This window comes from Arthrobacter sp. 18067, assembly GCF_902706295.1.
In the GTDB taxonomy this organism is placed as follows: Bacteria; Actinomycetota; Actinomycetes; order Actinomycetales; family Micrococcaceae; genus Arthrobacter.
In genome coordinates this window covers 190,486-209,510 of the sequence record NZ_CACSJJ010000006.1, presented here as the reverse complement: position 1 = coordinate 209,510, position 19,025 = coordinate 190,486, and the positions used below count along the sequence as shown (strand labels likewise).

23 protein-coding genes are annotated in these 19,025 nt (G+C 62.7%); 6 read left to right on the top strand and 17 right to left on the bottom strand.

Annotation, left to right across the window (positions count from 1 at the left end):
• The 6 genes from GVL04_RS08290 to GVL04_RS08265 form a co-directional block, all read left to right on the top strand.
• On the top strand, positions 1-245 hold a 245-nt coding region (locus GVL04_RS08290; RefSeq protein ID WP_159702371.1), incomplete at its 5' end, for a hypothetical protein.
• A gap of 197 nt (positions 246-442) precedes the next feature.
• Positions 443-1,687, top strand: a complete 1,245-nt coding sequence (locus tag GVL04_RS08285; RefSeq protein ID WP_159702368.1) for a CdaR family transcriptional regulator — start codon at positions 443-445, stop codon at positions 1,685-1,687.
• Positions 1,688-1,775: 88 nt separating this feature from the next.
• A complete protein-coding gene (locus GVL04_RS08280; RefSeq protein WP_200846794.1) occupies positions 1,776-2,705 on the top strand; it encodes an ACP S-malonyltransferase in 930 nt (309 codons plus the stop codon).
• Entirely contained in the window at positions 2,702-3,763 is a 1,062-nt protein-coding gene (locus GVL04_RS08275; protein WP_159702362.1) for a beta-ketoacyl-ACP synthase III, read from the top strand. The genes GVL04_RS08280 and GVL04_RS08275 overlap by 4 nt, the downstream gene beginning before the upstream one ends.
• A 115-nt stretch (positions 3,764-3,878) precedes the next feature.
• On the top strand, positions 3,879-4,124 hold the full coding sequence (locus GVL04_RS08270) for an acyl carrier protein (protein ID WP_011692310.1): 246 nt from the start codon (positions 3,879-3,881) through the stop codon (positions 4,122-4,124).
• Between the two features lie 133 nt (positions 4,125-4,257).
• Positions 4,258-5,493, top strand: coding sequence for a beta-ketoacyl synthase (locus tag GVL04_RS08265; RefSeq protein ID WP_159702359.1), 1,236 nt, complete (start codon positions 4,258-4,260; stop codon positions 5,491-5,493).
• A 96-nt stretch (positions 5,494-5,589) separates the two neighbouring features.
• Here the strand turns inward: GVL04_RS08265 and GVL04_RS08260 are convergent, their stop codons facing one another.
• The 17 genes from GVL04_RS08260 to GVL04_RS08180 all read right to left on the bottom strand — a co-directional run bounded on the left by GVL04_RS08260 (position 5,590) and on the right by GVL04_RS08180 (position 18,962).
• Positions 5,590-6,093, bottom strand: a complete 504-nt coding sequence (locus GVL04_RS08260) for a DUF3145 domain-containing protein (protein WP_026005636.1) — start codon at positions 6,091-6,093, stop codon at positions 5,590-5,592.
• 237 nt (positions 6,094-6,330) lie between these two features.
• Complete coding sequence (locus GVL04_RS08255) at positions 6,331-7,218, bottom strand: tyrosine recombinase XerC (RefSeq protein WP_235036214.1); 888 nt, start codon at positions 7,216-7,218, stop codon at positions 6,331-6,333.
• A 99-nt stretch (positions 7,219-7,317) separates the two neighbouring features.
• Entirely contained in the window at positions 7,318-8,550 is a 1,233-nt protein-coding gene (dprA, locus tag GVL04_RS08250) for a DNA-processing protein DprA (RefSeq protein ID WP_159702356.1), read from the bottom strand.
• The gene (locus GVL04_RS08245) at positions 8,547-10,088 is read right to left on the bottom strand and encodes a YifB family Mg chelatase-like AAA ATPase (protein ID WP_159702353.1); all 1,542 of its coding nucleotides are present in this window, start codon (positions 10,086-10,088) and stop codon (positions 8,547-8,549) included. Before GVL04_RS08245 ends, dprA begins: the two co-directional genes overlap by 4 nt.
• Complete coding sequence (locus GVL04_RS08240) at positions 10,089-10,454, bottom strand: YraN family protein (RefSeq protein ID WP_200846788.1); 366 nt, start codon at positions 10,452-10,454, stop codon at positions 10,089-10,091.
• 103 nt (positions 10,455-10,557) lie between these two features.
• Positions 10,558-10,902: a DUF2469 domain-containing protein gene (locus GVL04_RS08235; protein WP_090818960.1), complete on the bottom strand. Its 345-nt coding sequence runs from the start codon at positions 10,900-10,902 to the stop codon at positions 10,558-10,560.
• A 67-nt stretch (positions 10,903-10,969) separates the two neighbouring features.
• On the bottom strand, positions 10,970-11,740 hold the full coding sequence (locus tag GVL04_RS08230; protein WP_159702347.1) for a ribonuclease HII: 771 nt from the start codon (positions 11,738-11,740) through the stop codon (positions 10,970-10,972).
• Positions 11,740-12,609 carry a signal peptidase I gene (gene lepB, locus GVL04_RS08225; protein WP_159702344.1) on the bottom strand — a complete coding sequence of 290 codons (870 nt, stop codon included), beginning with the start codon at positions 12,607-12,609 and terminating at the stop codon, positions 11,740-11,742. The genes GVL04_RS08230 and lepB (GVL04_RS08225) overlap by 1 nt, the downstream gene beginning before the upstream one ends.
• Entirely contained in the window at positions 12,610-13,284 is a 675-nt protein-coding gene (lepB, locus tag GVL04_RS08220; RefSeq protein WP_159702341.1) for a signal peptidase I, read from the bottom strand. It lies immediately after the preceding gene.
• Positions 13,285-13,364: 80 nt separating this feature from the next.
• Positions 13,365-13,718 carry a 50S ribosomal protein L19 gene (gene rplS, locus GVL04_RS08215; protein WP_090818948.1) on the bottom strand — a complete coding sequence of 118 codons (354 nt, stop codon included), beginning with the start codon at positions 13,716-13,718 and terminating at the stop codon, positions 13,365-13,367.
• A gap of 266 nt (positions 13,719-13,984) precedes the next feature.
• The gene (gene trmD, locus GVL04_RS08210; RefSeq protein ID WP_159702338.1) at positions 13,985-14,785 is read right to left on the bottom strand and encodes a tRNA (guanosine(37)-N1)-methyltransferase TrmD; all 801 of its coding nucleotides are present in this window, start codon (positions 14,783-14,785) and stop codon (positions 13,985-13,987) included.
• Positions 14,782-15,339, bottom strand: a complete 558-nt coding sequence (rimM, locus tag GVL04_RS08205; protein ID WP_159702335.1) for a ribosome maturation factor RimM — start codon at positions 15,337-15,339, stop codon at positions 14,782-14,784. Before rimM ends, trmD begins: the two co-directional genes overlap by 4 nt.
• Positions 15,340-15,468: 129 nt before the next feature.
• Positions 15,469-15,711, bottom strand: coding sequence for an RNA-binding protein (locus GVL04_RS08200; RefSeq protein ID WP_011775119.1), 243 nt, complete (start codon positions 15,709-15,711; stop codon positions 15,469-15,471).
• A 1-nt stretch (position 15,712) separates the two neighbouring features.
• Positions 15,713-16,132: a 30S ribosomal protein S16 gene (gene rpsP / locus GVL04_RS08195; RefSeq protein ID WP_017199647.1), complete on the bottom strand. Its 420-nt coding sequence runs from the start codon at positions 16,130-16,132 to the stop codon at positions 15,713-15,715.
• 237 nt (positions 16,133-16,369) lie between these two features.
• On the bottom strand, positions 16,370-16,807 hold the full coding sequence (locus GVL04_RS08190) for a hypothetical protein (RefSeq protein ID WP_235036213.1): 438 nt from the start codon (positions 16,805-16,807) through the stop codon (positions 16,370-16,372).
• Positions 16,808-16,929: 122 nt separating this feature from the next.
• Positions 16,930-17,802, bottom strand: a complete 873-nt coding sequence (locus tag GVL04_RS08185) for a VOC family protein (protein WP_159702329.1) — start codon at positions 17,800-17,802, stop codon at positions 16,930-16,932.
• 77 nt (positions 17,803-17,879) lie between these two features.
• On the bottom strand, positions 17,880-18,962 hold the full coding sequence (locus tag GVL04_RS08180; protein ID WP_159702326.1) for an amidohydrolase family protein: 1,083 nt from the start codon (positions 18,960-18,962) through the stop codon (positions 17,880-17,882).
• Positions 18,963-19,025: the final 63 nt, after the last annotated feature.

Here is a 19,025-nt window from a genome sequence, read left to right as displayed (position 1 = left end):
AAATCCGCCAATTCATCCCCAACGACTTCGCCTCCCTCGGAGCAGACGGCTTCGGCTTCTCCGACACCCGCCAAGCCGCCCGCCGCTACTTCAAAAACGACACCCACTCCATCGTCGCCAAAACCCTCCAACTGCTCGCCGCCAAGGGAGAAGTTGAAGAAGGCGCCCTGGAGAAGGCCATCGATAAGTACCGGCTCCTGGATGTAAACGCCGGCACCACCGGCGGAGCAGGCGGAGACGCCTAACTGCTGGTTGCCGGACGCTGTCCGGCGACGGGGCTAACCCAGCCATAAAACGCGACGGCGGCTTCCACCGAAAGGTGGGGGCCGCCGTCGTGGTTTAACCCAGCGGGATGCCGCTTCCGATCATGTGACCAGCAACAACGCAAGTTGTAGCCTTCTCACAAATGGAGCTTGCGCGGGATGGCCCGTATGCTCATTCCATGGCAGAGCCAAGCAAAACAACTTCCAAGCGCAAGGCAACAACCCAGGCATTGTCGCCTGAAAAGGCCGAAACTCTGCGGCAACTCCGCGCCAACGTGGGCCAGCTGTCCACCAGCACCATGCGCCAACTCGAGAAGTCGCTGCCCTGGTACAGCCGCCTCAGCTCCGATGAGCGCTCCGCGCTGGGACTGGTAGCGCAGAACGGCATCGCGGCATTTGTGACGTGGTACGAACGGCCGAGTTCGCCGTCATGGATCCTGACCGACGTCTTCGGTAACGCCCCCACGGAACTGACGCGCTCCATCAGCCTGCAAAAGGCCCTCCAGCTGATCCGGATCGTGGTGGAAGTCGTCGAGGACCAGGTTCCTGTTATCGCGCCGGAATCAGACCAACCTTCATTGCGGGAGGCCGTCCTGCGCTATTCGCGTGAAGTGGCTTTCGCAGCCGCCGATGTTTATGCGAGGGCTGCCGAATCCCGCGGTTCCTGGGACACCCGCCTTGAAGCGCTGATCGTTGACGCCATCCTGCGCGGCGAGAACACGGACGCGCTCAGGTCCCGGATTGCTGCCCTCGGCTGGAAGGCACAGGAGCGCTTCACGGTAATGGTGGGCAATTCGCCGTCGGAACCCAGCGCCAGCTACGTCAGCGAACTGCGCCGGACCGCCGGGCGTTTCGCTGAGGATGCCCTGGTGGGAATCCAAGGCGACCGGCTGATCCTGATCCTTGGTGGAGTGCAGGACCGCGACACCGCGTACGTCAAGCTCAGTGAGCTTTTCGCCCCCGGAGCCGTTGTTTACGGGCCGGAGGCGGGGTCGCTCCTGGAAGCGAGCAGCTCCGCGCAGGCGGCATTCGCTGGGCTCACTGCCGCTCGTGCGTGGCCCTCCGCACCACGGCCCGTCGCCGCCGATGACCTGCTTCCCGAGCGGGTTGTCTCCGGGGACGATGCCGCACGCAGGTCGCTGATCAAGAACATCTACAGGCCGCTGTTGGCCGCCTCGAACGGCTTGGTGGAAACGTTGGGCACCTATCTTGAACTGGGGCACTCCCTGGAAGCCACGGCCCGTGAACTGTTCGTCCATGCCAATACTGTGCGCTACCGTTTGAAGCGTGTCTGCGACGTCACAGGCTGGGATCCGCTCCTTCCAAGGGAGGCTTTTGTGCTTCAAACCGCCTTGGTAGTCGGCAGGCTTTCGGCCCAACCAAAAGCCGCCCCCGAACGTCACGCGTCGCGTTCACAGAACTGAACCGTTGTAGACTTCCTACAAACTGACCCAGTGAGCTTGGTGTACCAAAACACCAGTGGATCACGTGGCAATTTGGAAAGCTGGATACGTGCTTGCAATCGTCTGCCCTGGACAGGGCTCCCAGACCCCCGGATTTTTGGCCCCTTGGCTCGAACTCCCTTCCGTCGAAGGCCAATTGGCCTCCCTGAGCGAGATCGCAGGCATTGACCTCAAGGCCCACGGAACCACCTCGGACGAAGAGACCATCAAAGACACCGCGGTGGCTCAGCCGCTGATCGTTGCTGCCGGCCTCGTAGCCGCCAAGTCTTTGTTCGACGTCGAACTCAGCACCCTTCCCGTCATCCTCGCCGGGCATTCCGTTGGGGAGATCACGGCCTCTGCCCTGGCAGGCGTCCTCACCGAGGCCGAAGCCATGACCTTCGTCCGGGAGCGGGCCAACAGCATGGCCGCGGCAGCCGCAGTGACCCCCACCGGCATGAGCGCCGTTGTCGGAGGCGACCCCGCCGAGGTCCTGGCGGCCATCGAGGCATCCGGCGCAACCCCCGCGAACGTCAATGGCGCAGGGCAAACAGTTGCCGCCGGCACCTTCGACCAGCTCAAAGTCCTCGCAGACAACCCCCCGGCCAAGGCACGCGTGATCCCGCTCAAGGTTGCAGGTGCATTCCACACCTCGCACATGGCCCCGGCCGTCAGCGCGCTCGAATCCCTCAAGCCGTCGCTGTCGCCGCAGAATCCGGCAGTTCCGCTGTTGTCGAACTTCGACGGCAAGGAAGTAACGGCAGGACCTGCCGCAGTCGACAGCCTGATCGCCCAGGTGTCCCGCCCCGTCCGCTGGGACAAGTGCATGGAAACGCTGGTTGCGCGCGGCGTCACCGGTGTCATTGAACTTGCCCCCGCCGGCACCCTCGCAGGCTTGGCCAAGCGCGGCATGCCCGGCGTCAAGACAGTTGCCGTCAAGACCCCGGATGACCTGTCCGCGGCTCTCGCACTCTTCGCAGAATTGGAGGGGCAGGCATGAGCACCCCCGTATTGAACAAGGCTGTCGTCAACGAGAACGCCCGCATCCTGGGTATCGGCGCCTATCGCCCTGATGTCATCGTCACCAACGACGACGTCTGCCAATGGATCGACTCATCGGACGAATGGATCCGCCAACGCACCGGAATCATCACACGCCACCGCGCAGCCGCTGACGTCAGCGTCATCGACATGGCCGAAGGCGCCGCACGCGAGGCGCTCCAACAGGCAGGAATCGAAGCGTCCCAACTCGGGGCCGTGATTGTGTCCACCGTGACGCACCCGTACGCGACGCCGTCCGCCGCCGCCGCGCTCACCGACCGCTTGGGCGCGACGCCGGCACCCGCCTTCGACATCTCTGCCGCCTGTGCAGGGTACTGCTACGGCGTGGCCCAGGCCGACGCCTTGGTCCGCTCCGGTGCAGCCCAGTACGTATTGGTTGTGGGCGCGGAGAAACTCTCCGACGTCATCGACAACCACGAGCGCACCATTTCGTTCCTCCTCGGCGACGGCGCCGGCGCTGTCGTAGTGGGCCCATCCGACACCCCGGGAATCGGGCCTTCAGTGTGGGGCTCGGACGGCAGTAAGTGGGATGCCATTGGCATGACCCACTCACTTGAGGACGTCAAGAAGCTGGGCGAATCCGCACGCCACTCCGACGAAATCGACGACCCCGCCATCCTCTCGGCAACCCAGGATGTCTGGCCGACACTGCGGCAGGACGGCCAAACCGTATTCCGCTGGGCAGTCTGGGAAATGGCAAAGGTAGCCCAGCAGGCCTTGGACGCGGCCGGCATCGAAGCCACCGATCTCGCTGCGTTCGTTCCGCATCAGGCAAACATGCGAATCATCGACGAGATGGTTAAGAAGCTCAAGCTTCCCGAATCCGTTGTCATCGGCCGCGACATCGCCCAGGCGGGCAATACGTCCGCGGCTTCCATCCCGCTGGCAACGCACCGCTTGCTTCAGGAAAACCCTGAGCTGAGCGGCGGCCTGGCCCTGCAGATCGGGTTCGGCGCCGGACTGGTCTTCGGCGCCCAGGTAGTAGTTCTGCCGTAGACCTGGATTGGCCTGCAGCCTCCAGCCAACTGAATACGACTTACAAACCCAAACCGTAACCCGCGGTTTGCCCCCTTTCCGGCAGTAGCCGGTACAACAAGAAAAGGAGCCAACAATGGCTAGCAACGAAGAAATCCTGGCCGGCCTGGCTGAAATCGTCAACGAAGAGACGGGCCTCGCCACCGAAGCCGTGGAGCTGGACAAGTCCTTCACCGAGGACCTGGACATCGACTCCATCTCCATGATGACCATCGTTGTCAACGCTGAAGAGAAGTTCGGCGTTCGCATCCCCGACGAAGAGGTCAAGAACCTCAAGACCGTCGGCGACGCCGTCAGCTTCATCGCCAACGCACAGGCCTAGTCCTGACACCAGCTGTGCCGGGCCGGGATTCCTATCCTTGCGCCCGGCACAGCCGCAGTAACGCCCAAAGATTTTGTAGCCTTCCCTGTGAAACCCTGCAGGTAGAACGGCTGATCCGACAGAGAGTGATCGCATGGCACGCAAAGTAGTCATAACCGGTCTGGGGGCCACCACTCCCATCGGCGGCGACGTACCCACAATGTGGCAGAACGCGTTGAAAGGGGTTTCCGGCGCCCGCACGCTCGAAGACGAGTGGGTGGCCAAGTACGACCTCCCCGTCCACTTTGCTGCCCGCTGCTCGACGCCGGCCCTCGAGGTCCTGAGCCGTGTTGAGGCCAAGCGCATGGACCCCTCCACCCAGTTCGGCGTCATCGCAGCCCGTGAAGCATGGGCCGACTCCGGGATCGAGGACCTCGACCACGACCGCCTGGCGGTTGCTTTTGCCACCGGCATCGGCGGCGTCTGGACCCTCCTGGATGCCTGGGACACCCTCAGGGATAAGGGCCCCCGCCGGGTCCTGCCCATGACCGTTCCCATGCTGATGCCCAACGGCGTGGCAGCGGCTGTCAGCCTCGACCTCGGCGCCCGCGCAGGAGCGCACACTCCCGTTTCAGCCTGTGCATCAGGCACGGAAGCCCTCCATCTCGGCCTGGACCTCATCCGTTCAGGCAAGGCCGACGTTGTAGTGTGCGGTGGCGCGGAAGCTGCCATCCACCCGATGCCCTTGGCCGCATTCTCCTCCATGCAAGCGCTCTCCCGCCGCAACGATGAGCCGGAACGCGCATCCCGCCCTTACGACATCGACCGTGACGGCTTCGTCATGGGTGAAGGTGCCGGCGCTTTGGTTCTCGAAGCCGAAGAGCATGCAATCGCCCGTGGAGCACGCATCTATGCCGAACTCGCTGGCACATCGGTAACTGCGGATGCCTACCACATCACGGCACCGGACCCCGAAGGCCTGGGCGCTACGCGTGCCCTGAAAGCCGCCATGTTTGATGGCCGGATCCAGGCTGAGGACGTGGTCCACGTCAACGCGCATGCCACGTCAACCCCGGTTGGTGACAAGCCCGAGTACACGGCCCTGCGTGCCGCTTTGGGGACCCACGTGGACAATGTCGCGGTCTCCGCCACCAAGTCCCAGATGGGCCACCTCCTGGGCGCTTCAGGCGCCGTTGAGGCTGTCCTGACAGTGCTGGCCGTCTACGAGCGCAAGGCACCTGTCACGATCAACCTTGAGAACCAGGATCCGGAGATCCCGCTTGACGTCGTGACATCGGTCCGGGACTTGCCTGCCGGCGATATCGTCGCGTTGAGCAACTCCTTCGGTTTCGGCGGGCACAACGCCGTCATTGCGGTCAGGAATGTCTAAGCCTGGCTTCGCCGCCGAATAGATGAAACATGAAGAGGGCCCCACCAGTTGGTGGGGCCCTCTTCATTGCTATGGGGTGTCCGTTGCCTCGTCGTGCTAGCCGACCTGGTGCAGCCAACGCACAGGGGCACCTTCAGCTGCATGACGGAAGGGTTCGAGCTCTTCATCCCAGGCTTCGCCGAGGGCCAGCGAGAGCTCGTGGTAAACGGCTGAGGGATCTCCAGCACCGGACTCGTACGCGTATCGGATACGGTCTTCGGTCACCATGATGTTGCCGTGGACATCAGTGACGGCATGGAAAATACCGAGCTCCGGGGTGTGGGACCAACGGGCCCCGTCCACTCCCTGGCTCGGTTCTTCGGTGACCTCGTAGCGCAGGTGCGCCCAGCCCCGGAGGGCCGACGCCAACTGTGCCCCGGTACCAGGGGTTCCCGTCCACGACAATTCGGCCCGGAACATCCCGGGCGCTGCGGGTTGCGGGGTCCACTCAAGATCGGTCCGCTTGTCAACGACCGATCCGATGGCCCACTCAACATGCGGGCAAAGTGCCGTAGGGGCCGAGTGCACAAACAGGACACCGCGGGTTGTTGCAACAGACATTCCATCCTCCATAGCTGTAGGTACGTCTTCCCCAACGACCTCTGCCTGGATGTTTGCTGTTGCTGCCGGATGCCTTGAAATAATGCGGACCCTGACAGGCTATTCATTTATGTGAAGTGCTACTGACGATCTTGGCACAGATGTAACCCTCAACTGTGAATCGAAGGCTTCCCCGTGGTGCTCTTATTTTGCCGCACGCTGCCCTTTTCCGCCAGTGCCGCTCCAGGGAGGACTTGTTCACGCCCGTGGATGTGCCTGCTGATAGCTCTTGCGGAGTCGGTCAACGGAGACATGGGTGTAGATCTGCGTGGTTGCGAGGCTGCTGTGACCGAGAATCTCCTGGACAGCGCGTAAATCGGCTCCGCCGTCCAGCAGGTGGGTAGCGGCGCTGTGCCTCAGCGCATGGGGACCCGTCGCAGAGGTATCCCCCAAAGCCTGCAGCAGTTCATTCACCACGGACCGGATCTGGCGGGGATCAACACGATTGCCCCGGGCCCCGAGGAACAAGGCGGGTCCGCTGGTGGCGGTCAGCAGAGCTCGACGACCTCGCCGGAGCCAGTCGTCTACTGCAACAGCTGCCGGAACACCATACGGCACGGTACGCTCCTTGTTTCCCTTACCCAGAACGCGCAATGTCCGTCGGTCAGGGTCGAGGTCATCGATATCCAGGCCGGCAAGCTCGCCGACCCGGACTCCCGTGGCGTAAAGCAGTTCCACCATGGCGCGATTCCGCACGGCCATGGGGCCCCCGTCTACGGCCGCATTGTTCAGATCATCCACGATCCGGCTAACCTGTTTCTGCTGCAGGACGCCCGGCAACGATTTGTCGCGCTTGGGTGCCTGCAGGCGGACGGCCGGGTCGATGGAAATGAGTTCTTCCCTCAAAGCCCACCCCGTGAAGGACCTGGCGGTCGCCGCACGACGTGCCAGGGTTGCCCGGGCCATGCCCGCCTCGCTCTGAGCGCCGAGCCACCGCCGGAGGGAACCGAGCTCCAATTGCCCTAGTTCCTCCACTCCCTCCTGCACGGTAAATCCGAGAAGGCTCTCCACATCAGCGAGGTATGCACGGACAGTGTGCGCAGATCTGGCGCGTTCACCCTCGAGATAGCGCCGAAAGCCTTCCATTGCGCTTTGCATCGATGCGGGAAGTGATTGTCCGTCCACGGATACAACTGTGCCAGCATCCGCGAAGAACAAGGCGCATCAACATGATTTCCGGGTCGCCTATGTATTCTTGTCCCTTTTCCAGGCACCTCGTTCCGAACGGGCCAACCCCATCAGTCCCAGTCGACCGAGGCCCGCGCGCACGGCATCCGGGCTGAGTCCCGCCACTACTGTCAGTTTCTCCACCGAGCTCGCGGAACGGACCGGCAAAGCGTCGAGGAGAATAAGGTCCTCCAGGGATAGGCCGTCGTGAACTGCCGCATCAGCACTCTTTTCCTCACTGCTGGATTCGCCCGTTGCGCCGGCAAGCTCTACGACCTCGCCAACGTCAGTGACGCACACAGCGCCACCATCCCGGAGCAGGCGGTGGCAGCCTGCCGAGTTGGCGCTGTGGACGGACCCCGGAACTGTTGCAACAACCCTGCCTATGGATTCAGCATGATGGGCTGTGTTGAGGGCACCGGAACGCCAGCGTGCCTCCACCACCACAGTGACGGACGCCAGGGCTGCGATGATCCGATTTCTTTGCAGGAATCTGTAGCGGGTTGGCGCGGATCCGGGGGGAACCTCTGAGATCACGGCCCCTTGGGTGGAGACCGCCCTGAGGAGGTCGTCGTTGCCCGAAGGATAGAAGCGGTCCACTCCCCCGGCCATGACGGCTATGGTGGGCAGGTCTGAGGCCCCTCCACTGAGCGCCCCGCGATGTGCATGGGCGTCGATGCCATAGGCTCCGCCTGAGACCACCGTGTAACCGCGCTGCGCCAATCCATACGCGAAGTCTCCAGTGACTGAGGCGCCGTAGCTTGTGCTGTCCCTCGATCCCACGAGGGCGATCGTTCGACGGACAGTGGGCAGGGGTTGCTCCTGGCCCCGCCACCACAGGCAAAGCGGCTCCTGAAGCCCAAGGTCCTCCAACTGCTCCGGCCACAACTCATCTCCCGGGACGATCAACCGACCACCCAGCCGGCGCATGGTTTCGAGGTCACGGTCCGGGGCAAGGTCGCTGACGCGCGGCGCCCAGCGCCGGAGGCTGGCTGGAAGCCCTGCCCACGTGGCCGGCCCTCCTGCGTCAACGAGCAGGGCGGATATCTCCTGCTCCACGCGCGGACCTGTTGCCAACTCCCCGGTGGCCACCCCCAGGGCGTCAATGGGCCCAAGGGCCCGCACCAGTGCGAGCCCCACGGAGTCCTGGGGCTCCATGAGACGGGCAAGCGCCGCCCTGGCAATCCGTTCCTTGTCCTGCTTCCCCATTCCGGCCACTTCCGTCATTCCCTTCGTGTCGCTATTCCTCATGGTGCGGCCGCAGCTTGGCGGAGCCCGAGCGCTTGGCCGATGTGATCAATGTCCGGAGTCTCGCTGTGTCCCAGGTCTGCAAGTGTCCATGCCAGCCTGAGGACGCGATCATAGCCTCGAGCAGTAAGGGTGCCCCGTTCAAGCGCGGTGTCCAGAATGCGCGTTGTTCCGCTCGGGAGCCGCAAGTCACCCCTCAAGGTCCGCCCCGGCACCTGCGAGTTGGTTTCGAGCCCCATAGGCCGCAGTCGCTCATGCTGTCGCAACCTGGCAGCCAGGACCCGGGCTGCTACCGCGCCGGTATCCTCTTCCTTGCCTGCATTGCCGAAATCAGCCAAGGAAACCCGTTCAACCTGTAACTGGATGTCAACGCGGTCCAACAGGGGACCCGAAATTCGACCGAAGTACCGGCGGCGCATCATGGCCGTGCAGGTGCATTCCATGCCTTTGCCTGATGCCTTGCCGCACGGGCAGGGGTTGGCCGCCAGGATCAGCTGAAAGCGTGCGGGATATGCTGCCGTTCCCGCCGACCGATGAATGACCAGTTCCCCGCTCTCCAAGGGCTGCCGAAGGGCATCGAGGACCCGGCGTTCGTACTCCGGCGCCTCGTCAAGGAACAACACGCCGCGATGTGCACGCGACGCGGCGCCCGGCCGGGGAAGCCCGGATCCACCTCCGATGATTGCTGCTGCGGTGGCACTGTGATGTGGATTCTCGAAAGGAGGCCTTCGTACCAAGCGGATGCCCGAGGACTGCACGGCTGCCAAAGAGCGGATGGCCGTGACTTCCATTGCGGCTGTGTCTGCCAGGTCCGGGAGCAGCCCTGGCAAGCGCTCGGCCAGCATTGTCTTTCCGGCCCCCGGCGGCCCGGTCAGAAGCATGTGGTGTCCACCCGCGGCCGCTACTTCAAGTGCCCGGCGTGCCTCGCCTTGCCCGGATACGTCGCAAAGATCCGGGACGATGCACGCGGTGGCGCCCTCGTCATCCGGGGCATCCTCGCTCGGGGGGTCGTAATCGAGCGCAAGTTCCTTGGGGTCTGCGCCGAAGTCGAAGGCGAGCCGGGCAAGCGTCTTGTAGCCGCGAACCTTGGCACCTGGAACCAACGATGCCTCAGCGGCGTTGGACTCTGCCACTACGACGTCCGGATAGCCGGCCTGAACGGCCGCCATTACCGCGGGCAGGATGCCCCGGACCGGCCTCAACCTGCCGTCCAGACCCAATTCTGCGATGAAGACAGTCCCGCCAATGGAGCGGATATCGTTCGCCGCGCAAAGAACTGACATGGTGATGGCGAGGTCAAAGCCCGACCCCCGTTTTGGAAGGGACGCCGGTATCAGGTTGGCTGTGATCTTGCGCCGGCTCAGGGGTATCCCGGAGTTTTGGGCTGCAGATCGGATCCGCTCCTTGGCCTCGTTGAGGGCTGCGTCCGGAAGACCCAGGATGACAAAGTTCGGCAGTGTTTGGCCTATGTCGGCTTCTACCTCCACGATGTAACCGTTGAGGCCAACCAAGGCAACGCAGTAGCTGCGTCCCACCCCCATTCAGCCAACACCCCGCAGGTGTTCAAGCTCAGGTTCGCCCACGCCGTTGTCTATGACGGACACAACGTCGACGCGCCTCCGCGGCGTATTGAGATCGTGTTCCCGGCACCACGACGATGCCAGCCGGTGGAGCCGGGCCAGCTTGGCAGTCCCCACGGCTTCAAAGGGGTGCCCGTAGTCCAGGCTCCGGCGGGTCTTGACTTCGGCCACCACCAAGGTGTCACCATCGATCGCAACGATGTCGATTTCACCGTCTGCGCATCGCCAATTCCTATCGACGATCCGCATCCCCTGGTTCTCCAGGAATCCGGCCGCCAGCGCCTCGCCGTTTCGGCCCAGCAAATCTTTTGCTCTCATGACCATCACCTCCGCTTACCAGCTTTCAGGCTGGTGTCGGCGGGCGGCAGGGCCTCACGAAGCTATGTGGGTAACCCGGGGAGATCAGTGCTGTGGAGGAAGGGTGGTGGAGCTAGTTGCCAAGATCTCCAAGGTCGCCGAGTCCGCCATCCTTCGGCAGCGATAGCTCTTCGCTACGGGGCAGCTCTTCGACATTGACATCTTTGAAGGTGATCACCCGGACGTTTTTCACGAATCGGGCCGACCGGTAGACATCCCACACCCAGGCGTCCTGCAGGGTCAGGTCGAAGTAGACTTCCCCGTCCGCACTGCGGGCCTGAAGGTCCACATGGTTGGCCAGGTAGAACCGCCGTTCGGTTTCCACAACGTAGCTGAACAGACCGACAACATCCCTGTATTCGCGGTAGAGCTGCAGCTCCATGTCGGTTTCATAGTTCTCAAGGTCCTCGGCGCTCATAGTTCCATCTTGCACTATTTGCAGGGCACCAGGCGCCACCAAGGCCGCCGTGCAAGTCAGGCCGCCGTCAGTCGGCCTCGGGCCCTGTCAGGTTCCAGCTGGTCCGGTGGTAGGCGCTGGGCCCTTGCAGCCGGATCACGTCCCTGTGGGCAGACGTGGCATAGCCTTTGTTTACATTCCAGCCGTAGGCAGGGACCTCCGAATGGAGTTCCACCATGATGCGGTCACGGGCCACTTTGGCCAGAACGCTGGCCGCGGCAACGCTGAGGCAACTCATATCCGCCTTGACCCTGGTATGGACAGGCGCTTCACACCAAGGTCCCGTAGCGGGCGTATCAAAAAGGGAGGCTTGAAGGTCCGGAGAAAGCCAATTATGGCTGCCGTCCAGCAGCACCACATCGGGAGTGATCCCGCCGGCCAGGATCTCAAACCACGCGCGGGTACCCGCCAGCCGCAATGCGGCGATGATGCCGATCTCGTCAATTTCCCGCGAGGACGCATGCCCCACGGCCGAGGCCACAGCCCAGTCGCGGACAAGGGGTTCGAGCCGGTCCCGGTCTTCGGGCTTGAGCAGCTTGCTGTCCTTGACGTCGGCCAACAAACCATGGTCCTCGAGGTTGACCACTGCTATCCCCACGCTGACCGGACCCGCCAAGGCGCCACGGCCTACCTCGTCAACGCCGGCCAGCAGGCGTACTCCCGGCGAGAGGAAGGACCTTTCGATGTCAAGGGTGGGAAACCCAACAGGGCTTTTTGCCTTTGTGGTGGGTTTGGTCTTCTTCTTGGCGAGGACCTTGACCGGCGTCTTGCCCTTGGGGCCGGTAACCGTTGTTGCCATTACTTTGCCGGGGCGCTTTCAGGGACGTCACGGAAAACGTCCTGGTGGTTATCAAGAATAGTCCAGCGGTTGACCGGCCAGGCAATGACAGTGGCCTTGCCCTCGATGTCCTCGATGTTGACGAAGCCACCGTTGGTTTCCTGGTGCGCCCTGGAATCTGCCGAATGGTTTCGGTTGTCGCCCATCACCCAGACTTTGCCCTCCGGAACCACGATGTCGAACGGATTGGGCTGCGGTACTTCGGCCGGGTTGATATACGTTTCATCCAAGGGCACACCATTTATGCTGACGCGCCCCTGGGCGTCACAGCACGAAACCCGATCTCCGGGAAGGCCGATCACGCGCTTGACGAGGTGCTGTTCATTGTCGTCTGCAGCCAAGCCCACAAACTCAAGGGCATCCCCTACCCAATCCATCGGGCCTGCCGGTTTCTTGGCAACGGGGGTCAGCCAGTTCTGCGAGTCTTTGAAAACAACGACATCACCATGCTGCAGGGCGAAGGGTTCGGGAACCAGGAGGTTGATGAAAATGCGGTCGTTGACATCCAACGTGCTTTCCATGGATTCCGATGGAATGTAGAACGCCCTGAAAAGGAAAGTCTTCAGCAGGAAGGACAGCACCAGCGCGATAGCCACCACCGTGACGATCTCTTTGACCCAGACAAGCACCGGGTTCCTGCGAGGCTTCTCCACTGCATGGGCGCCACCAGCGGGCACGCGGGACCCGGCATCGCCGCTATCGCCGGCATTGCCGGGCGCAGCGTCGTTGGGTTGGCGGGGTTCCACCACACCGGCGGAGCTTGCCGTTCCGTCCGAGACCCGGGCGTCGTCGTCGTACCGCTCGGGATTCTCTGGAGCCTTGTCCGGCATCTACTGTCCGTTCTTCGATGTTTCGGCCTGCGTAGAGCGAGGCATCTCTGCAAATCTATCAAGTGGCCAGATGATCTGGACGGGTCGGCCGATCACGCGTTCCACAGGAACCATGCCGCCACCCGGTGCGCCCAGCAATCCACGGGAGTCGGCGGAACGCGAGCGGTGGTCGCCCATCAGCCATAGGCGTCCCTCAGGCACCACGACGTCAAACTTCTGCTTGCTGGGTTGGTCCCCGGGATACACATAAGGTTCCTCAACCGGCTGACCGTTGACCGTGAGAAGGCCGTTCGAATCGCAGCACTGAACGTGGTCCCCCGGCGTTCCTATCACCCGCTTCACGTAGATCGTGTCACTTCCGGTAAGTCCGAACCATTGGCTGGCGGCCGACACTGCATCGACAAACGGGCCCTTCCCGCTGCTCAGCGGGGCGAAGGAGCCACGGCCGTCGAATACCACGATGTCGCCGCGCCGTACCGGCTCAGTATCGAAGGCCGTGCGCGAGACCAGAATCCGGTCCCCAGTACCGAGCAGGGGTTCCATGGATTCGGAGGGAATGTAGTAGACATCCAGCCACAGTGAGCGGACCAGCCCACTGATCGCGACCGCAAGTACCAGTGCGAGCAAAACAAAACGCCAGCCCTGTTTCCGGGGCTGGCGTTCTGTTGTGTCCATGACTCGTATCCCTGTTGCGTTGCGGATTGCTCCGGAACTACCGGGCACGAATCCTGGACCCGTTGCGTAAGTCGCAGGACCTACTTGGCGAAGTCGCGCTTTTCCTTGATCTTCGCAGCCTTACCGCGCAGTGCACGCATGTAGTAAAGCTTGGCGCGGCGGACGTCACCCTTGGTGACGACCTCGATCTTGTCGATGATCGGGGAGTGTACCGGGAAGGTACGCTCTACGCCGACACCGAAGGAAACCTTGCGCACGGTGAAGGTTTCGCGAACGCCGTCACCCTGGCGACCAAGGACGAAGCCCTGGAAAACCTGGACACGGGAGTTCTTGCCTTCGATGATGTTGACGTGAACCTTGAGGGTGTCACCCGCGCGGAACTCCGGAACATCACTACGCAGCGAGGCTGCATCTACGCTATCGAGGATATGCATTAATCCACTCCTGGTGAACGCCACAGGTCATTCACTTTGGGTTACGGCGAACAAGCCCGCGGCCCGAAGGCCAGCCGGAAATCTCCGCCGAAGTTTCTTAGTGTCCGGTTCCACCACTGATTGGCGTCACCGGGTTGTCCGACTGTTGGCTGAACTCCCCCCGTGGCAGGTGTCAGCCCAGCAGACACAAGGGTTAATTCTGCCATATGCGCACCCATCCGGCCAACTGCCGGACGCCCCGGACGTTCGACGCCGGGAGGCCCCCTCTAGTTTTCGGTGTCGCCATCGGTGCGGGCCCGCAAGCGGCCGTCGACAACCGAGTACCCGAGGTCCGCAAGGGCGTTGCGGTCGGCGCGGCTCAACGCACCGCCGTCGAACCCTTCCAGAAGGTCAGGCCGGCGTTCCGCGGTGCGGCGGAACTGTTCGTGGCGCCGCCACTGGGCAATCTTGCCGTGGTTGCCACTGAGAAGTATCGGAGGGACGTCATGGTCCCGCCATGCTGATGGCTTTGTGTAGACGGGGTACTCCAACAAACCATCGGAGTGGGATTCCTCAATCAGCGATTCGGGATTTCCGACCACTCCCGGAAGGAGGCGCCCGACGGCCTCCACCATGGCCAGTACGGCCACTTCGCCGCCGTTGAGCACGTAGTCGCCCAAGCTGACCGGCCGGACCGTGAAGTGATCGTGCGCCCAATCGATAACGCGCTCATCGATACCTTCGTAGCGACCACAGGCGAACACAAGGTGGTCCTGCTCGGCGAATTCGTACGCCAGCGCCTGGTGGAACCTCTCGCCTGCCGGTGAAGGAACAATCAGAACGGGCTTGGAACCTTCACGGACAGTCGCAACCGACTCAAGTGCCTGCGCCCACGGTTCCGGCTTCATGACCATCCCGGCGCCACCACCGTAAGGGGTATCGTCAACAGTCCTGTGCTTGTCCGTGGTGAAGGTCCGGAGATCGTGGACGTTCAGTTCCAGCAGACCATCCTGGCGTGCCTTGCCTATGAGCGAGAGCTCCAGCGGGGCAAGGTACTCAGGAAAAATACTGACGACATCGATCCTCATTCAGCATCATCCCCGGCGCCGTCCCCGGATTCCCCGGACGCGGCGTCGTTGATCTCAAAGAGGCCGGCTGGCGGCGTGATGAGGATGTAGCCGCCCTCAACGTTCACCTCGGGCACGATTTCCTCCACGAACGGAACCAGGATCTCCTTGCCGTCGCCGGTCTTGACCATCAGCAAGTCCTGGACAGGCATGGTGTTCAGGGCGGCAACCTTTCCCACTACTTGCGAGCCAACCCGTGCATCAAGGCCAACCAGTTCGTGCTCGTACCAGCCTTCGTCGTCGTCCTCTTCGTCGAGTTCCTCGGTTTCGATGAAGAGTTTCGCACCACGGATGGCCTCGGCAGAGTTGCGGTCTGCAATTTCCTCGAAACCCAGCAGGAGGATGTCCTTGTTCCACCGGGCGCTTTGGATGGTCAGCGGGCCGGCAGAGGCCGGCTCCACGACGAACTCGGTTCCGGCGACGAATCGTTCCGAAGGCGCGTCAGTGAGTACCTGCACCGTTACCTCGCCGCGAATGCCGTGGGGTTTGCCGATCCGGGCCACCTGGAGCTGCATGGGTTCCTCTGAATTCTTGTGTACCGCGCCGCCGGGCAGCCACGGTGGTGAAATGGTGGATAAAGCAATCCGGCCCCTCCACCATATTCGGTGAAGGGGCCGGATCTAAGACAAGTATTGCTGAGCGCGTTACCGGCGGCGGTCGGTGTCGACGACGTCGACCCTGACCTGCTCGCCACCTGCCAAGGCTGCAACCACTGTGCGCAATGCACGCGCGGTACGTCCTTGACGGCCGATCACCCGTCCGAGGTCCTCTTGGTGAACACGCACCTCGAGGGATTCCCCGCGGCGGTTGTTCTTGGCACTGACCTTGACATCCTCAGGGCTGTCAACGATCCCGCGGACCAAGTGCTCGAGCGCTTCTGCCAGCAACTTACTCAGCCTCGGTGGTCTCTGCTTCAGCCTCGGCCGGAGCTTCGGCTTCGTCCTTCTTGGCCTTCTTGGTGATGGCTTCCGGGATGATGACGGAACCCTTCTCCGGGGCTACGAAGGCTTCCTTCGGAGCTTTGGTCTTCAGGGTGCCTTCCTGGCCCGGCAGGCCCTTGAACTTCTGCCAGTCACCGGTGATCTTGAGGATCGCGGCAACCTGCTCGGTCGGCTGGGCGCCAACGGAAAGCCAGTACTGGGCGCGCTCGGAAGCGACCTCGATGTACGACGGCTCTTCGGTGGGGTGGTACTTGCCGATTTCTTCGATGGCACGGCCGTCGCGCTTGGCGCGGGCATCCATGACGACAATGCGGTAGTACGGTGCGCGCATCTTACCGAAGCGCTTAAGGCGAATCTTTACGGCCACTTTTGTGGTCACTCCTGTTTCTGAAACGAGGTGAACCCGACGTTCTGCACCCGTGGGGCGGGCCATACTGGACGGTTCGAAGGACAAGATACGAGCACGGAGAGAGGGGCCGCACCGATCGAGTACCTGTCTATTGTGCCAGATGCCCGCAGCAAATACGACTTACGCCACGTGGTGCGGTGTGTTGTTGCCCACTCTTTGGATCAGGACGCTGCGTGCGAAGTGGACCCGAGGCCCTTATTCGGACCAGACGTACAGCCCCGAGCGCTCCACCTTTTCGACATCCGTGGCCAAGGCGGCCAATTGCTGGACGTACTGGCGTGATTGGTCAGCGTCGAACGGCATGTCGTCCTGCGCGGCCCAGGCGACAGCGACGTCGTCGAGGACGTTGGCGTCACCTTCGCTCTCGTACGTCAGCAGTTCGGCAAGCGCCCTCACCATGGCTTCGGGGACACCCAGGAGTGCATCACTGGTGACATCAACCAGGGCAAGCTCGTAGTCAGCTCCGGCGGCATGGACCGCCTGGCCGGCCAAGTCACCCAGCTGCTCGACTTCAAAATCCGTGATGCCATCGATCCTGACGGCAGGACCGGCCACATCCGCGCCCTTATCCAGGGCAGCTGCGCGCTTGAGTGCTTCGTCGTGGGTGGCTACAAATATTTCGGCAAAGCCCATGGAAAGTACTCTCATTCCTTCGTGCTGACGGGGCGGCGGCACGGGAACCGAATGACTCCGTGCCGTCACTGCCCAGCCTAGTGCAGCGGAAGGCCCGCGCAGGCGACACGCACAGGTGGCGGCTAACGAACGGCAACACGCAGCTTGTTCCGCCAAGGGTCCTCGAACTGGAGTTCGGCACCGGTGTGGTGATTCTGCACGCCCGCGGTCTTCAGGCGGTCCGCCAAAGCCGCAACGTCGTCGCTGCCGGGGACCTCGATCAGGACTTCTCCCAGGCCGAGCGTGTCCTTCCGGGGTCCGGCGCCGCGGCTGTTCCAAACATTCATGGCCATGTGGTGGTGATAGCCGCCGGCGGAGACGAACAGCGCCTGTCCGTGCCAGCCTGCGGTCCGCTCAAAACCGAGGGTCTCCACGTAAAAGTTTTGGGCCGTGGCAACGTCGCCCACCTGCAGGTGGACGTGCCCGATACCGGCAGCCGCCTCGCGCTGTCCCGTCACGGCGGCTTCGCTCAGGTGCTGCTGGAGGAAGCGTTGCGGGGGCAGGGCTACGTTGTCCATCACAACATTCCCGCCGTCCCACTGCCAGAGTTCCCGGGGCTTGTCGTAGTAGAGCTCAATGCCATTACCTTCAGGATCGGTAAAGTAGAACGCTTCGCTGACCAAGTGATCGGCGCTTCCGGCAAACGCGCGGGGCTCATACTCGGCGGCCGTTGCGATGGTCGCCGCGAGTGAAGGCTGGTCCTGGAACAGGATGGCCGTGTGGAACAGGCCGGCTTCGCCGCGCCCGGGAATCTGCAGGCCGGATGCCGGGGCCAAGTGGACCACGGGCTTTCCGACGCGGCCCAGGTAGAGCCCACCGTCCTGCTCGGCCACGACTTCCAGGCCAAGGGCCCGCTGATAGTAGTCGCTCATGACCTTCATGTCGCCCACCTTGAGCATCACGGTGCCCATGGTGAGTTCGGCAGGCAGAAGATCCTGGCTGAGTGGTGTGGTCATGTGAAGCTCCCGTTTCTGAGGTTGCCGCGCATCGGCACCTTCTACCTCTATAAATTACTTGAAGCTTCAATTTATTCCTAACGGGCGATGCCACCTCGAAGGACGATGTGCAAGAGGTCCGACACAGTCTCCGGATGGCGCCTGGGATCGGCACTGCACAGCACGACGTCGGCACTAGCCCCCTCGCTGATGCCCTCCACTCCCAGCCACTTCCTGGCGCCCCACGCCGCAGCTTCCAGGACCGCCACCGGCGGCAGGCCGGCGTCGTGCAGTTCCCTCATTTCATCCGCAATCCGACCGTGCTTGATCACGCTGCCCGCATCGGTTCCTGCGTAGATTGAGACCCCTGCTTCAAAGGCCTCCTGCACACGCTCGCGCCTGCGCTCCCACAGGCGCATCATGTGCTCCGCATACACCGGAAACTTTGACGCTGCCTGCGCGGCGATATCCGGGAAGGTGGCGATGTTGACCAGGGTCGGAACGATGGGCACCGCCTGATCAACCAAACGGGGGATGTGCCGCGGCAGGAGGCCAGTGGCATGTTCGATGCAGTCGATATTGGCGTCCAGCATGTGGTCGATGGTGTCCTCCGCGAAGCAGTGGGCAGTGACCCTGGCACCCTCATCGTGGGCAGCTGAGATGGCATCCTTGAGGATCTTTGCAGGAAATGACTCAGCGAGGTCGCCGACGCCCCGATCGATCCAGTCGCCCACCAGTTTCACCCAGCCATCGCCGTCGCGCGCTTCCTTGCGAACCGTCTCCACCAGCTGCTCCGGTTCAATTTCGTGGCCCAGACCGCGAAGGTAGCGCCGGCTCCTGGCAATGTGCCGTCCTGCCCTGATCAGGCGGGGCAAGTCTGTCCGTTGCTGAACCCAGCGGGTGTCACTGGGTGATCCACAATCTCGGATCAGCAGCGTTCCTGCGTTGAGATCGGCCTGCGCCTGCGCCAAGGTGACCTGGTCGTCAACCGCCCCGCCTGCGCCAAGCCCGATGTGGCAGTGGGCATCAACAAAGCCCGGCAGGACCCAGCCATCCAGCACCCGGTCCGGAGTGGCCGTGGGGCGTTCGAAGGTCAGGACTCCGTCAACAGACCACATCCCGTGGCGCTCTTCGTCCGCCGAGACTAGGACAGGTCCATTGAATTCGATGATGTTGGCCATGGCAAAAGCCTAGTCCGCAGCAGTGCTTTGGAAGCTGGTGCGTTCATGTGACTGGGTGCCCGT